We start from the raw sequence: 13,923 nt of genomic DNA on the forward strand, positions 1-13,923 counted from the left end.
GAGGGCGGGGCCGCGGGGGTCAGTGATCGCGGGCCGTGGCGGGAGCGCAATGCCGATGCGATGGCGCTGGTCACGGCCGGTGAATGGACGGTGGGGGTGGTGTGCGACGGGGTGTCCATGGCTCCCCGGGCGGAGCGGGCGGCACAGATCGCGGCCGCCGGCGGCGCCGCCCTGGCCGCCCGGCTGCGGGAGGGGGCCGTGCCGGGCGGGCCGTGGCCGCGCCGACCGCGCCGGGGGACATCGCACCGGCCTGCACCTGGGTGGCCGGCGTCGCCGGGCCGGAGGGTCTTTGGGCCGGGTGGGCCGGAGACAGCCGCGCCTACTGGCTGCCGGACGAAGGGCCGGGGATGACCCTGACCGTGGACGCGAGCACGAGGCCCTCACCGCTTGGCTCGGCGCCGACGCGGGCCCACCGGTGCCCGGATCCGCAGCCACCGGCCCCAGGTGCCGGGGCGTCTGCTGCCGTGCACCGACGGTCTGTGGCGTTGCCTGCCCACCGCGGAGGAGTTGCGATCCGTCCTTACCGGCACGCTCTCATCCGGTGACGGACTTTTGGCAGAGGCGAGGGCGCTGACCGGGTACGCCCTTGAGGCCGGAGGTCACGACGACGTCACCGCGCTGCTCATCCCCGTCCCCGCCGCTGTGCCGCGGCGAAGCGGATCGTGATTGCAAGGCATGAGGGGGATTGAAGTGGGGCATCTCTTGCGTTGTAGTAGTAGGCGGCGGAAGGATTGCGTGCTGTAGTCTCGGGGTAGCACCGGTTTATCCCGCTTCTGCGGTGAGGTGAAGGTGCTTCATCTGGCTACCGGGCCGATCTGGGCGCCCGGTGATCGAATCTCCTTCCCGCTATGTACGTGCAGCGTGTCCATGCCGCATGTCACGTACGTGAAGTCGCCCCCTACCTAAGGATCATGCATTGACGACAATTGCGCCGCCGCAGAACGCGGCGACCCGGCGGGCCGCCCTGCCCCGGCAGCGCGGCGCCGATGACGGCGCCGCCCCGACCATCCCCTTCTCAGGTGTGCTGGCCGTGCAGGACAAACACGCATTCGTCCGGACCGCCGGGTACGTGGCCGGCCCTCAGGACGTGTACGTGTCGCTGGCCCAGGTCCAGGCCAACGGGCTGCGACCCGGCGACATCGTGACCGGCACGGCGCGCGCACCCCGATCGGCGCGGGAGAAGTTCCCCGCACTGGTGCGCGTGGAGACGGTCAACGGGCAGGAGCCGGGAGCCGAACGGCCGGAGTTCGGGTCGCTGACGCCCCTGTTCCCCCAGGAGCGGCTGCGGCTGGACACCGGGGCGATCGCGACCCGCGTCATCGACCTGGTGGCGCCGATCGGCAAGGGGCAGCGCGGGCTGATCGTGGCCCCGCCCCGGGTCGGCAAGACGATGATGCTGCAGGCCATCGCCAACACGATCACCAGGAACAACCCCGAGTGCCACCTGATGGTGGTCCTCATCGACGAGCGTCCCGAAGAGGTCACCGACATGCAGCGGTCGGTCCAAGGGGAGATCATCTACTCCACCTTCGACCGGCCGGCCACCGAGCACACCGCGGTGGCGGAGCTGGCCGTGGAGCGGGCCAAACGGCTGGTGGAGCAGGGACGCGACGTGGTGATGCTGCTGGACTCCATCACCCGGCTGGGCCGCGCCTACAACCTGGCGGCCCCCTCCAGCGCCCGCATCCTGGCCGGCGGCGTGGCGACCACCGCGCTGTACCCGCCCAAGAAGTTCTTCGGCGCCGCCCGCAACATCGAAAACGGCGGCTCGCTGACCATCCTGGCCACCGCGCTGGTGGAGACCGGTTCGCGGATGGACGAGGTGTTCTTCGAGGAGTTCAAGGGCACCGGCAACATGGAGCTCAAGCTCGACCGGGGCATCGCCGACAAGCGCATCTTCCCGGCGGTGGACGTCATCTCCTCCGGCACCCGGCGCGAGGAACTGCTGATGCCGCCGGAGGAACTGGCCCTGCACTGGCGGCTGATGAGGCTGCTGCACTCCCTGGACCCGCAGCAGGCCATCGAACTGCTGCTGGAGAAGATCAAGAACACCTCCTCCAACGCCGAGATCCTGCTGCAGATCCAGCAGAACGCTTAAGGCGGCGGGCGGGCGATCAGCGCCTGGTCGTCCGAAATGACCGCAAAATGGCGTCGTAGACCCGCTGCCCCGGTGTCCAGCGATGCGCCGGGGCCGCGAACGTGAACTCATATCCGGCCATGCGGCTGCGCAGGACGTGTAAGCGAGCGGTGAGGAACTCCCACTCGGCGGCGCCTGTGGCCAGTTCGGGCACGGCCTCCAGGCGGATGCGGCGGTAGCCGGGGTAGGCGCCGGAGGCGAGGGCCTGGCGTTCGGCCTGGCGCAGCCCGGCGAGCGCGTCCCCCTGTGCCGGAGCGATGCGCAGGTGGTGGCCGGTCGCGGGGTCCCGCCAGTGGACGCCGTCCGCTTCGCGCGAGCGTCTCCAGCCGGCGGGGACGTCCACGGTGTAGCCGTCGCCTTCGCGGTAGGTGACCAGGTGCGTGCTCTGGCCGCCCGCGGCCACCGCCGCCAAGGTGCCGTCCGTGCGGTGGCGGGCCGTCCAGGCGCCCATGGCGATCACCGTCGCGGCGATCGCGGTCACGCCCATCAAGGCGGTCAGGCGCGGGCGCCGCAACGGGAGCGGCCGCCTGGCGGGACGCGAGCGCCAGGTGTCGTCGGGGTGCTCGGCGGCCAGCTCCAGCAGCTCGGCGACCTGCGCGGCCGGCATCCGTTCCGCGGGGTCCCGCCGCAGCAGGCCGTCGATGACGGCCCGCAGTTGCGGACCGGCGTTCCAGGGCGGCGGGTACTCCCCGATGAGCACCGCGACCATCGTCGCCAGGGCGTGGGAGCGCCGGAAGGGCGAGCCGCCCTCGACCGCGGCATACAGCGTCACGCCCAGCGACCACAGGTCCGAGGCCGCCCCGCCCGGCTCGCCGAGCACCTGCTCGGGGGACAGGTAGGCGGGGGAGCCCGCGATGCCCGAGGCCATCGTGTCCACGTCGGCGCAGCCGCCGAGCATGTGGACGGCCAGGCCGAAGTCGGTCAGCAGGATGCGGCCGTCGTCGGCGAGCATCACGTTCCCGGGCTTGACGTCCCGGTGCAGGATGCCCTTGGCGTGCGCGGCGTTGAGGACCGACAGCACCGCCCGTCCTATCCGGGCGGCGCACGCGGAGTCCACCGGGCCTTCGCTGTCCAGCACCTGCCGCAGGGAGCGGGCGCGCAGCAGCTCCATGACGATCCAGGGCCGGCCGTCTTCGTTGACGACGTCGTAGACGGTGACGACCCCGGGGTGGTTGAGGGCGGCGGTGGCGCGGGCCTCGGCGAGGATGCGGCGGTAGACGGCCTGCCGTTCGGAGTTGGTCAACCCCTTGGGGAGGACCGTTTCCTTGATGGCGACCTCCCGGTCGAGCGTCTCGTCGTAGGCCCGCCAGACGGTCCCCATACCGCCTTTGCCGATCACGGAGAGCAGCCGGTAACGCCCGGCGAGCGGTTCCTCCGCTTCGACCCTCATATGGCGGTTTCTTGCGCATAGGGGCTCAAGGCACCCTCAGCGACACACCATCAATCTTTGACCGCCGAGCCCCTTTCGCCCCTTTCGGCTCCCGCGCGGCCGCTCTCGTCAGGAGCCGGTCTCGGCGAGCACCGAGCGGGCCCACCGGTAGTCGGACTTGCCCACGGCGGTGCGCCGCACCTCGGGGACGAGCTTGAGCCGGCGCGGCAGCTTGTAGCCGGCCAGCCGGCCGCGGCAGTGCTCCACCAGCTCCTCCAGCGTCGGCTCGGTGCCGGGACGGGGGGCGACCACCGCCGCCACGCACTGGCCGAACCGCTCGTCCGGCGCCCCGACCACGATGCAGTCGTCGACGTCCGGGTGGTCTTTCAGGGCGACTTCGACCTCTTCGGGGTAGACCTTCTCGCCGCCGGTGTTGATGACCAGCGAGCCCCGGCCCAGCAGCACGATCGTCCCGTCCTCGGCCAGGGAGGCGTAGTCGCCGGGGATCGCCCAGCGGGTGCCCTCGGCGTCGGTGAAGAAGGTGGCGGCGGTCTTCTCCGGGTCGTTGTAGTAGCCCAGCGGGATGTGGCCGCTGCGCGCCAGGCGCCCGACCTGGCCGGGCCGCACCGGTTTGAGGTCCTCGTCCAGCACGGTCACCCCGGGCTTCATCTGGAAGCGGGCGGTGCCCTCGCCGCCGCCGACGGACGGGCCGCAGGCGCCGGTCTCGGAGGCGCCGTAGGTGTCGAGGAAGGCGATGTTCGGCAGCACCGCCCGGAACTCGTCCTTGGCCTTCTCGGTGAGCGGTGCCCCGCCGGAGGCGATGGCCAGCAGCGCGGAGGTGTCATAGCCGCCCTTGGCCAGCTCCCTGGCCAGCGGCCGGCCCATGGCGTCGCCGACCAGCATGATCACGTTGGCCCGTTCGGCGGCCGCCAGCTTCAGCGCGCTGGCCGGGTCGAAGTGGTGCTCGGTGTACAGGACGGTCTTGGTGCCGCCGAGCAGCCCCATCAGCGCCACCCACTGCCCGGCGCCGTGCATGACGGGCGCGCAGTCCAGCACCGCCGTCGGCGGCTGCTTGGCCTTCTCGGCCAGCTCCTCGGGGCTGCGCACCGGGTCGCCGAGGATGTTGCCGCCGCCCAGGGCGCCGAAGAAGATGTCCTCGCAGCGCCACACCACGCCCTTGGGGTATCCGGTGGTGCCGCCGGTGTACATGATGTAGCGGTCGTCGCTGGAGCGGGCGGGGAAGTCGTCGTCGGGCGAGGCCTCTTTGAGGGCGTCCTCGTAGCGGACGGCGCCGGGCACCTCGTTCTCGCCGCCGTCCTCCAGCACCACCACGTGCCGCAGCTTGGGCAGCTCGGCGCGGACCTCCTGGACGCGCTGCAGCAGGGACCGCTCGCCGATCAGCGCCACCGAGTCGGAGTCGCCCAGCACATGGCGCAGCTCGCCGGCGACGTAGCGGTAGTTCACCGGGATCGGGACGGCGCGGATCTTGAAGGCGCCGAAGAACGCCTCGATCCACTCGGCGCGGTTCCACGACAGGATCGCCACGTGCTCGCCCGGCCGCACTCCCGCAGCGGCCAGGTGGTGCCCGACCCGGCCGGCCCGCTCGTTGAGCTCGCGGTAGGTGCGGCGCTCGGTTCCGGCGACCAGCGCGAGGCGGTCGGGCCCGGCCTCCGCCAGGATCTCCAGGAGATCGGCCAGGTTGTAGCTACGCGCCATGTGACGTCCTCGCAGAGTGGGGTGGCAGAAAGCGGACTGAATCTTGCTCGGGTTCTTGCAAGTGTTCAATTACCGAGCTGTGCGGGCGGGATGATCTCCGTCACATCCCCGGGGGCGTGTCGTTGTAACGATGCACACGCCCGCTCTCCTCCTTACGCGGCTCTTATCTGGGTATAGGCATGCTTGGCGGTAACGATTTCGCATCAGAGGCGGGGGTACCGGTGAGCACGGGTTCGATGGCGTGGACGCCGCCGACCTGGGAGGAGATCGTCAACGAGCACTCCGCTCGGGTTTTCCGGCTGGCCTACCGACTGACCGGCAACAAGCACGACGCCGAAGACCTCACCCAGGACGTCTTCATCCGGGTGTTCCGCTCGCTGTCGTCCTACACCCCCGGCACCTTCGAGGGGTGGCTGCACCGCATCACCACCAACCTCTTTCTGGACAGGGCCCGGCGCAGGCAGCGCATCCGCTTCGACGCGCTGGCCGAGGACGCCGCCGAGCGGCTGCAGGGCCGTGAGCTGAGCCCCGCCCAGGCCTACGACGACCGGGAGCTGGACGCCGACATCCAAAAGGCGCTGGACTCGCTGGCCCCCGAGTACCGGGCCGCGGTGGTGCTGTGCGACATCGAGGGCCTCAGCTACGAGGAGATCGCCGCCACGCTGGGCGTCAAGCTGGGCACGGTGCGCAGCCGCATCCACCGGGGCCGCGCCCAGCTGCGCGAGGCTCTGGAGCACCGCCGCCCCGCCGCCCTGGAGACCGCCCCCAAGGCGCTGCCCGCCGTCCCCGCCTGATTCCCGGGCGACGCGCCCCGCAGCGGCCACCGCCCCAGCAAACCACTCACTGCGGGACGAGTCTCAACAACCGGAACAGTTACTCAAATCACTAGTGACCGCCAGGTCACTTCGTTCTACCCTCTGCTGCCGTGAACATTGCCTTCGAGCGACGCGGTGAGGGTCCCCCGCTGGTCCTGGTGCACGGGATCGGCCACCGCCGGCAGGGCTGGAAGCCGGTCATGGACCTGCTGGCCAAGGAGCGCGAGGTCATCGCCATCGACCTGCCGGGCTTCGGCGCCTCCCCGCCGCTTCCGCAAGGCACGCCCTACACGGTCGACACCATGATGTCGGCCCTGGCGGAGTTCTTCGCCGAGCAGAACCTGGGCCGGCCGCACATCGCCGGCAACTCGCTGGGCGGCCTGTTCTCCCTGGAGGCGGCCGACCGCGGGCTGGTCAGCTCGGCGACCGCGCTGTCGCCGGCCGGTTTCTTCAAAGGGCCGGAGCTGCGCTGGGCCGCCACCGTGCTGCGCACCTCCCGGCTGGCGGCGCACGCGCCCCAGCCGCTGATCGGCCTGCTGGCCCGCTCCCACCGGCTGCGCCGGGCCATGTTCGGGCTGATCTACGGGCACCCCGAGCACCTGCCCCTGGAGGACCTGCTGGGCGATGCGCGCGCGCTGCGCGACTGCACCGGCTTTGAGCCCGTCCTGCGGGCCGGCCGGGGCGTGCGCTTCACCGGGACCTGCGAGGGGGTGCCCGTCACCGTGGCCTGGGGCACCCGCGACCGCCTGCTGCTGCCGATCCAGGCGCTGCGCGCCCAGCAGCGCCTGCCGCACGCCCGGTTCGTCTGGCTGCCCGACTGCGGGCACGTGCCGATGGGGGATGACCCCGAACTGATCGCCAAGGTCCTGCTGGAGGGCAGCTCGGCCCCGCTGCTGGAGCCCGCCGGCACCGCCTGACCGGTCTCTGGCTCTTCGCCGCGCGGCCGTCTTCTCCGCAACGGCGTCCTCCGGGTCCGGCCGCGCCCGGAATACCGATATCTCCTATCGGGATGATGTCGGACTGCTCACGCGTTGTGCGGATCGGCGGCCTCACTTGACATTAGTTGAACTTTCAACTAGCTTGCCCGTGTTGTTGAAGGTTCAAGCACATCGCGGGAGGAACCGTCATGAGCCTGGAGACCGTGGCCCCCGGCCTCACCCCCGGCACCTACAACATCGACCCGGCCCACTCCGAGGTCGCCTTCACGATCCGCCACCTGATGAGCAAGGTGCGCGGCACCTTCACCGACTTCTCCGGCACCGTGGAGATCGCCGAGGACCTGCCCAAGTCCTCGGTCAACGTGGAGATCAAGATGGCCTCGGTGGACACCCGCAACTCCGACCGGGACAACCACCTGCGCTCGGCGGAGATCTTCGATGTGGAAAATCACCCGGTGATGACCTTCCGCTCCACCGGGCTGCGCACCGAGGGCGACGTCCACTACCTGGACGGCGAGCTGACCATCAAGGGCGTCACCCGCCCGGTGTCCCTGGAGACCGAGTTCAACGGCGTGGGCGAGGACCCCTGGGGCGGCTTCCGCGCCGGCTTCTCCGCCCGCACCACCATCAACCGCAAGGACTGGGGCGTGGAGTTCAACATCCCGCTGCAGGGTGAGAAGGTGCTGCTCAGCGACAAGGTCGACATCCAGCTCGAGGTCCAGGCCGTGCGCGCCTGACCCCGGCCGCGCCGGTTGCTCCGTGTGAAGGGCCGTCCGCCGACCGGCGGACGGCCCTTCACCGTCTCCGGCAGACTCTGCACACCATAGGGCACGGGACCGACAACGCCCCAGCCTGCGAGAAGACCGGAACCGGCCACGAGAAGCCGTCCTTAAGGCCCTGTCGCCACCGAGTCCTCTCGGGCACCCGGCCGCGGACGGCGCCGCCCCCGGCCGCGACGACCCGCATGCGGCCCGCGGAGACGACGTGGTGAAAAGGGCTCACTCCCCCTGCCGCGCCGGCTCGGGAGAAAACGGCAGGCGGAGGGCGAAGCGGGCGCCGCGGGGGCTGTCCTCGACGCACAGGGTGCCGCCATGGGCGTGAGCGATGTCACGGGCGATGGCCAGTCCCAGGCCGGTGCCCCCGGCGGATCTGCTGCGGGCGGTGTCCAGGCGGGTGAAGCGCTCGAAGACCCGCTCGCGGTCCGCTTCGGGAATGCCGATGCCGTCGTCGGTGACCGTGCAGACCAGCCGGCCGTCCTCACGGGCCACGGCGACCTCGATCTGGGAGTCGGCGTACCGTTCGGCGTTGTCGAGCAGGTTGTGCAGCAGCCGGGCCAGCTGCACCCGCACCCCGCACACCGGCGGCAGCCGGTCCGGCAGCACGGTGCGGACGGTCACCGGGGGCGTGCGGAGGGCCAGCTCGGTGCGCACCAGCTCGGGAAAGTCGATCCGCTCCTGGACGGTGCGGCACTCGGTGCCGATCCGGGCCAGCAGCAGCAGGTCGGTGATGATCGACTCCAGCCGGTCGGTGTCCCGCAGCGCGGCCCGCACCACCTCCTGCAGATCGGTGTCCTCGGGGTGCATCACGGCGTCCTCGAGGTTGGCGCGCAGCGCGGCGATCGGGGTGCGCAGCTCATGGGAGGCGTCGGAGGCGAACTGGCGCTGCCGTTCCACCGCCCGCTCCAGCCGGTCCAGCGTCTCGTTGGCGGTCCTGGCCAGCTGCGCTATCTCGTCCTCGCCGGGCGGCTGCGGCACCCGGCGGCTCAGGTCGCTGGCGCTGATCTCCGACAGCTGGGCGCGGATGGCCTCCACCGGGCGCAGCGTGCGCCCCACCACATGCCAGGTCGTCCAGGTCGCCAGCGTCGACAGCGCCAGCACCGCGGCGCCCAGCAGCGCCTCCAGCAGCCCGGTGACCAGCAGCGCGGGCATCGGCTTGGCGGCGTAGACCACCACCGAGTCCGGCGCGGTGGTCGCCCTGATCGCCTCCACCAGCATGCAGCGGTCGTAGCCGGGCATGCCGCACTCGATGTAGTCGTGGATGCGCTTGGCCGTCGTGGGCCGCAGATCGCTGACCGGGGGACGGCCCACGCCGCCGCGGGTGGTGAAGCGCACCCGTCCGTCCCGGTCCACCACCTGCAGGACCACACCCGGCGGGCCGGGCGGGATCGGCTGGGTCAGCGTGCCGTCCCGGACCGCGCCGCTCACCCGCCGTCCGGCCACCTGGATCTCATCCAGCATCCGGGAAGTGGTGACATCGCGGATGATCAGGTCGGCCGCCACCGCGAGCACGCCGAACACGAGTACCGAGATCACCGCGGCGAGCAGGGTGTCCCGGGCCCGGATCGACCGGGGTAGCAGTCGCATCTCCATTCCTTTGCCGTGGGGAGGCCGCCGCAGACCGTCATACCACCGACGGGCGGGCGGCGATGTTCACTCCGGTCGTGATCGGGCATGCATCCGGGGCGACACGCCGTAAAACCACCCGCTTGCGGACAGTTCGCAGGTGACAGTGATCATGCCGCCCGGGTAGGTGGGGACGGGTTTGACGGAGTCTGGGAGAGGAGAAGCGTTTTGTAGGTGTTCGTCCGAAATTGAAAGGCTCTCGCATGGGCAAGGACGTACCGAGATTCACCATCAGCGGCATGGACCGGCGCCGTTACCGCGACAAGGTTCGCCGCAACCTCGACGTACTGGCCCGCATGTTGCGGGAGTCGCAGTTCGAGTTCGACCGGCCGCACATAGGCCTGGAGATCGAACTGAACCTGGTGGACGGGCGGGGCGAGCCGTTGATGCGCAACGCCGACGTGCTCAAGGCCATCGCCGACCCGGCCTGGGCCACCGAGCTGGGGCAGTTCAACATCGAGATCAACATCCCGCCGCGCGAGCTGGGCGGGGGCGGCACCGGGGAGCTGGAGCGCGACATCCTCGGCTACCTCAAGCACGCCGACGGCCGGGCCCGGGAGCTGGGGGGCGCGCTGATGCTGGTGGGCATCCTGCCCACGCTGCGCGAGTCCGACCTCGGCGAGGAGTCGCTGTCGGCCAACGAGCGCTACAAGATCCTCAACGAGCAGATCTTCGCCGCCCGCGGCGAGGACATGCACATCGACATCGACGGGCCGGAGCGGCTGGCCCTGCACATCGACAACATCGCCCCCGAGGCCGCCTGCACCAGCGCCCAGTTCCACCTGCAGGTCAGCCCCGACGACTTCGCCGCCTACTGGAACGCCGCGCAATCCATCGCGGGCGTGCAGGTGGCGCTGGCGGCCAACTCGCCGTTCCTGTTCGGGCGGCGGCTGTGGCACGAGACCCGCATCACCTTGTTCGAGCAGGCCACCGATACCCGCCCGGTGGAGCTCAAGCACCAGGGGGTGCGGCCGCGGGTGTGGTTCGGCGAACGCTGGATCACCTCGGTGTTCGATCTGTTCGAGGAGAACACCCGCTACTTCCCGGCCCTGCTGCCGTTGTGCGAGGAGGAGGACCCGGTCGCCACGCTGGAGCGGGGCGACATCCCGCAGCTGGGCGAGCTGACCCTGCACAACGGGACGATCTACCGCTGGAACCGCCCGATCTACGCGGTGGTGAACGGCAAGCCGCACCTGCGCGTGGAGAACCGGGTGCTGCCCGCCGGGCCCACCGTCGCCGACATCGTGGCCAACGGCGCCTTCTACTACGGCCTGGTCCGCACGCTGGCCGAAGAGGAACGGCCGGTCTGGACCCGCATGTCCTTCAGGGCCGCCGAGGACAACCTGCACCGCGCCGCCCGCAACGGCATCGAGACCACCATCTACTGGCCGGGCTATGGGGAGGTGCCCGTCACCGAGCTGACGCTGCGCAAGCTGCTGCCCATGGCGCACGAGGGCCTGGACCGCTGGGGCGTCGATCCGGCCAAGCGGGACCGCCTGCTGGGCATCATCGAACAGCGCTGCCTGACCGGCCGCAACGGCGCCATCTGGCAGGTGGAGACCGCCCGGGCCATCGAGGAGGAGCGCGGCGTCGACCGCCATGAGGCCCTGCGGTTGATGACCTGCCGCTACATCGAGCTGATGAACACCAACGAGCCGGTCCACACCTGGCCGGTGGAGCCCTGAGGCCGGCCTCAGCGGCGCAGCGTCACCACCTCGCCGGAGGCGGCCCGGCGGGGCGGGTTCATCGCGTGCTCGCGCCCGGTCAGGTAGCGGGCGCGCAGCACGATCTCCAGCTCAAAGCGCCAGCCGCATGGCCACCTCGTTGGCGTTGCGTCCCGACTGCAGCCAGGCCAGCAGCGTCTCGGCCAGCCGGTCCTGCTGGCTGGAGCGCAGGTGCGCCAGCGGGGCCAGCCGCAGCCGCGACAGTTCCGCCAGCAGGTCCTCGTCCTGGAAGACGATCAGCGTGGAGATGTGCTCCACGCTGCGGATCACCCCGTCGGCCTCGATGATGCCGCGTTCGGCCAGCGCCAACGTACGGCGGGCCCAGTCCATGGAGCGGGCCGCCTCGGTGACCGGCACGGTGGGGCCGACCGCGGCCAGGCAGCCGCTGAGCGCCCGGTCCACCAGCTTGGCCCGGCCGGGGCCGTCCGGGTCGGGGACGATCAGGCTGGGCACCGGGCGGGTCAGGTCGGCCAGGATGTCGGGCGGGAAGGCCGGGTGGCGGGCGTCCTGGTGGTGCCGGCCCAGCGCCACCGCGGCCACGGTGCGCGGCATCGGCCAGTGCGCGGCGGCGGCCTGGTCGGCGATCAGCTCCGGGGAGGCGGGCGGATCGGCCAGCAGCATGCCCAGCAGCCGCTGGCGGCGGCGCTGCATCTCACCGACCGCGGCGGCCTGGGCCTGGGCGTGGCCGGCGGTGGCGGCGGCGGCCAGCTCGTCCTGGTAGGCCAGCAGCGCCTCGCCGAGCGCGCCGAGCACCGCGGCCGGGACGTTGAGCTGGGCGGCCCCCTCGCTGATGCGGCGCCAGGCGACCATGCAGCCGATGCGCAGCGCGGCCTGCATGGCGTCCAGGCTGCGGCCCGCGCCGGCCTCGCCGCGGCCGATGGCGTGGAAGAAGTCGGTGACCGACTCCCGCTCCCCGTCCGGGTCGGCGATGCGCTCCACGAAGTAGTGCAGCACCCGCTCGACGATCATCCGCAGGGTGCTGGAGTAGGGCGCGTCGGCCGGCCGGTCGTACTCGCGCACCCGCGCCTGGATCTCGGCGATCATGTCGTCGGCCACCGCGTCCAGGTGGGGCCGCATGTGCTCGGCCAGTTCTCGGGGCACCTCCGGCCAGGGTCGGTCGGAGCCTCCTTCGCCTGCCACAGTCAGCCTCCTCCTCCGCGACCCTTGCTCTCCGTACACACCTCGCGACCAGCTATGTAATTGGTCACTTTCACAAGAAGTGTGCCGTAAGTCATGTCCTGGGAACAGCGAAACGCCAGTCTAGGGCGGGTTGCGACCAGTTTCGGCCGTGACCAGCGATTTTCGGACAGACCATAACAGACCTGGCCACCCACCCGAAGAGCGGACATCACTCTCCGCAGTCAATCCCTCACCACGATGCGCCGCCGCCTTCACTTCCGAGCACGAGACCCTCACTCACAGAGCCCGGCGCGGCCCGGCCGGAAAAGCGAAACGGACGTGGCCCCGGGCGGGGTGCAGGGCCACGTCCGTCAGGAAAGGGGGGTCACTGCTGCCGGTAGAGGGTGATCTTGTCCTCGCCGAAGCGCTCGCGGGCGGCCGGGTCGTCGATGCCCTGGTGCTCGGCGGTGGCGCCGATGAGGATCCCGACCTTGCCGACGTGGCTGTTGGTCTGCACCGCGCGGACGGCCTCGGCGGTCTCCTCCAGCGGGTAGACCTTCGACAGCGTCGGGTACAGCCGGCCGAGCCGGAACAGCCGGTTGGTCTCCATGGCCTCCTGGTAGTTGAAGCCGTGGCTGCCGACGATGCTCTTGATGTTCATCCACAGGTACCGGTTGTCGTACTCGTGCCGGTAGCCGGTGCTGGAGCCGCAGGTGACGATCCGGCCGCCGCGGCGGGCCACGTAGGTGGAGGCGCCGAAGGTCTCCCGGCCCAGGTACTCGAAGACGATGTGCGGGTCCTCGCCGACCAGGCGGCGGATCTCCTCGCCCAGGCGGCGCCAGCCCTTGGGGTGGGACAGGCCCCGGTCGCCGAAGTCGATCTCAGAGCGGTTGATGACGTGCTCGCAGCCCTGGCGGCGCACCAGCTCGGCCTTCTCCTCGGAGGAGACCACCGCCACCGGGATGCCGCCGGCCTGCAGCACCAGCTGCACCGCGTACGAGCCCAGCCCGCCGGTGGCGCCCCACACCAGCACCACATCGCCCAGCTTCATGCGGGCGCCGTGCCGGCCGATCAGCATCCGGTAGGAGGTCGCCGCGCACAGCGTGTTGGCCGCCGCCTCCTCCCACGACAGGTGGGCGGGCTTGGGCATCAGCTGGTGGGCCTTGACGATGCAGAACTGGCCGAAGGCGCCGTAGTTGTTCTCAAAGCCCCAGGCGATCGGCTCGTTGGTGAGGACGCCGTCCTCCTGGATGAGGGGGTCCTGCTCGTCCACCACGGCCGGGGAGATGACCACCTTGTCGCCGACCTTGAAGTGCCGCACCTGGGAGCCGGTGCGCACGACCACGCCGGAGGCGTCCGAGCCGAACACGTGGTAGGGCTGGTCGTGGCGGGGGTCGCGCTTGCCGAGCTTGTTGAGGAAGTAGAAGGTCGGGATCGGCTCGAAGACGGCCGTCCACACGGAGTTGAAGTTCACGGCGGCCGACATCACCGCCACCAGCGCCTCGTCGGGCGCCAGCTCCGGCATCTCGACCTCGCCGACGTGGATCGAGCGGCGCACGTCCTTGTCGGTCGCGCCCTCGAAGATGCCGATTTCATCCAGCCGGGTGTAGGCGGCCCGGTACCGGGTGGGGACTTCGCAGTCGAGCAGCTCGTCGGGGGAAGCGCCGGCGCGTACGGCGTCGAGCAGTTCAGACATCGTTCAC

Annotated in this window: 9 protein-coding genes and 1 pseudogene; 5 read left to right on the forward strand and 5 right to left on the reverse strand. The window is 70.9% G+C overall.

Annotated features, from left to right (window positions below):
- Nucleotides 1-1,006 precede the first annotated feature (1,006 nt).
- A pseudogene (rho, locus tag BUE48_RS23600) lies at nt 1,007-2,098 on the forward strand (transcription termination factor Rho); the annotation flags it as partial.
- Nucleotides 2,099-2,114: 16 nt separating this feature from the next.
- Here the strand turns inward: rho and BUE48_RS23605 are convergent.
- Nucleotides 2,115-3,527, reverse strand: coding sequence for a serine/threonine-protein kinase (locus BUE48_RS23605; RefSeq protein WP_286991068.1), 1,413 nt, complete (start codon nt 3,525-3,527; stop codon nt 2,115-2,117).
- Between the two features lie 108 nt (nt 3,528-3,635).
- Nucleotides 3,636-5,222 carry an acyl-CoA synthetase gene (locus BUE48_RS23610; RefSeq protein ID WP_012855050.1) on the reverse strand — a complete coding sequence of 529 codons (1,587 nt, stop codon included), beginning with the start codon at nt 5,220-5,222 and terminating at the stop codon, nt 3,636-3,638.
- Nucleotides 5,223-5,458: 236 nt separating this feature from the next.
- Between BUE48_RS23610 and sigE the strand changes: the two genes are divergently transcribed.
- The 3 genes from sigE to BUE48_RS23625 all read left to right on the forward strand — a co-directional run bounded on the left by sigE (nt 5,459) and on the right by BUE48_RS23625 (nt 7,712).
- Nucleotides 5,459-6,016: an RNA polymerase sigma factor SigE gene (gene sigE / locus BUE48_RS23615; RefSeq protein ID WP_174315357.1), complete on the forward strand. Its 558-nt coding sequence runs from the start codon at nt 5,459-5,461 to the stop codon at nt 6,014-6,016.
- 131 nt (nt 6,017-6,147) lie between these two features.
- Nucleotides 6,148-6,954: an alpha/beta fold hydrolase gene (locus tag BUE48_RS23620; RefSeq protein WP_012855052.1), complete on the forward strand. Its 807-nt coding sequence runs from the start codon at nt 6,148-6,150 to the stop codon at nt 6,952-6,954.
- A gap of 209 nt (nt 6,955-7,163) precedes the next feature.
- Complete coding sequence (locus tag BUE48_RS23625; RefSeq protein WP_012855053.1) at nt 7,164-7,712, forward strand: YceI family protein; 549 nt, start codon at nt 7,164-7,166, stop codon at nt 7,710-7,712.
- A 261-nt stretch (nt 7,713-7,973) separates the two neighbouring features.
- On the opposite strand, the gene BUE48_RS23630 is transcribed toward BUE48_RS23625, so the two are convergent.
- Nucleotides 7,974-9,338 (reverse strand): HAMP domain-containing sensor histidine kinase, encoded by a 1,365-nt coding sequence (locus BUE48_RS23630; protein WP_012855054.1) that lies wholly within the window; start codon nt 9,336-9,338, stop codon nt 7,974-7,976.
- 242 nt (nt 9,339-9,580) lie between these two features.
- Here BUE48_RS23630 and BUE48_RS23635 point away from each other — a divergent pair, with 242 nt between their 5' ends.
- Nucleotides 9,581-11,062, forward strand: a complete 1,482-nt coding sequence (locus BUE48_RS23635) for a glutamate-cysteine ligase family protein (RefSeq protein ID WP_286991069.1) — start codon at nt 9,581-9,583, stop codon at nt 11,060-11,062.
- A gap of 111 nt (nt 11,063-11,173) precedes the next feature.
- Here the strand turns inward: BUE48_RS23635 and BUE48_RS23640 are convergent, their stop codons facing one another.
- The gene (locus BUE48_RS23640) at nt 11,174-12,241 is read right to left on the reverse strand and encodes a PucR-like N-terminal domain-containing protein (RefSeq protein ID WP_286991070.1); all 1,068 of its coding nucleotides are present in this window, start codon (nt 12,239-12,241) and stop codon (nt 11,174-11,176) included.
- A 364-nt stretch (nt 12,242-12,605) separates the two neighbouring features.
- Nucleotides 12,606-13,916 (reverse strand): crotonyl-CoA carboxylase/reductase, encoded by a 1,311-nt coding sequence (gene ccrA / locus BUE48_RS23645; RefSeq protein WP_012855057.1) that lies wholly within the window; start codon nt 13,914-13,916, stop codon nt 12,606-12,608.
- Between the last annotated feature and the right edge of the window lie 7 nt (nt 13,917-13,923).

The organism is Thermomonospora sp. CIF 1 (genome assembly GCF_001896795.1).
Classification (GTDB): domain Bacteria; phylum Actinomycetota; class Actinomycetes; order Streptosporangiales; family Streptosporangiaceae; genus Thermomonospora; species Thermomonospora curvata.

Coding starts and splice junctions, on each gene's coding strand:
- BUE48_RS23630 (WP_012855054.1), bottom strand. CDS start 9,338: ATGCGACTGCTACCCCGGTCGATCCGGGCCCGGGACACCCTGCTCGCC.
- ccrA (WP_012855057.1), bottom strand. CDS start 13,916: ATGTCTGAACTGCTCGACGCCGTACGCGCCGGCGCTTCCCCCGACGAG.
- BUE48_RS23605 (WP_286991068.1), bottom strand. CDS start 3,527: ATGAGGGTCGAAGCGGAGGAACCGCTCGCCGGGCGTTACCGGCTGCTC.
- BUE48_RS23635 (WP_286991069.1), top strand. CDS start 9,581: ATGGGCAAGGACGTACCGAGATTCACCATCAGCGGCATGGACCGGCGC.
- sigE (WP_174315357.1), top strand. CDS start 5,459: ATGGCGTGGACGCCGCCGACCTGGGAGGAGATCGTCAACGAGCACTCC.
- BUE48_RS23610 (WP_012855050.1), bottom strand. CDS start 5,222: ATGGCGCGTAGCTACAACCTGGCCGATCTCCTGGAGATCCTGGCGGAG.
- BUE48_RS23625 (WP_012855053.1), top strand. CDS start 7,164: ATGAGCCTGGAGACCGTGGCCCCCGGCCTCACCCCCGGCACCTACAAC.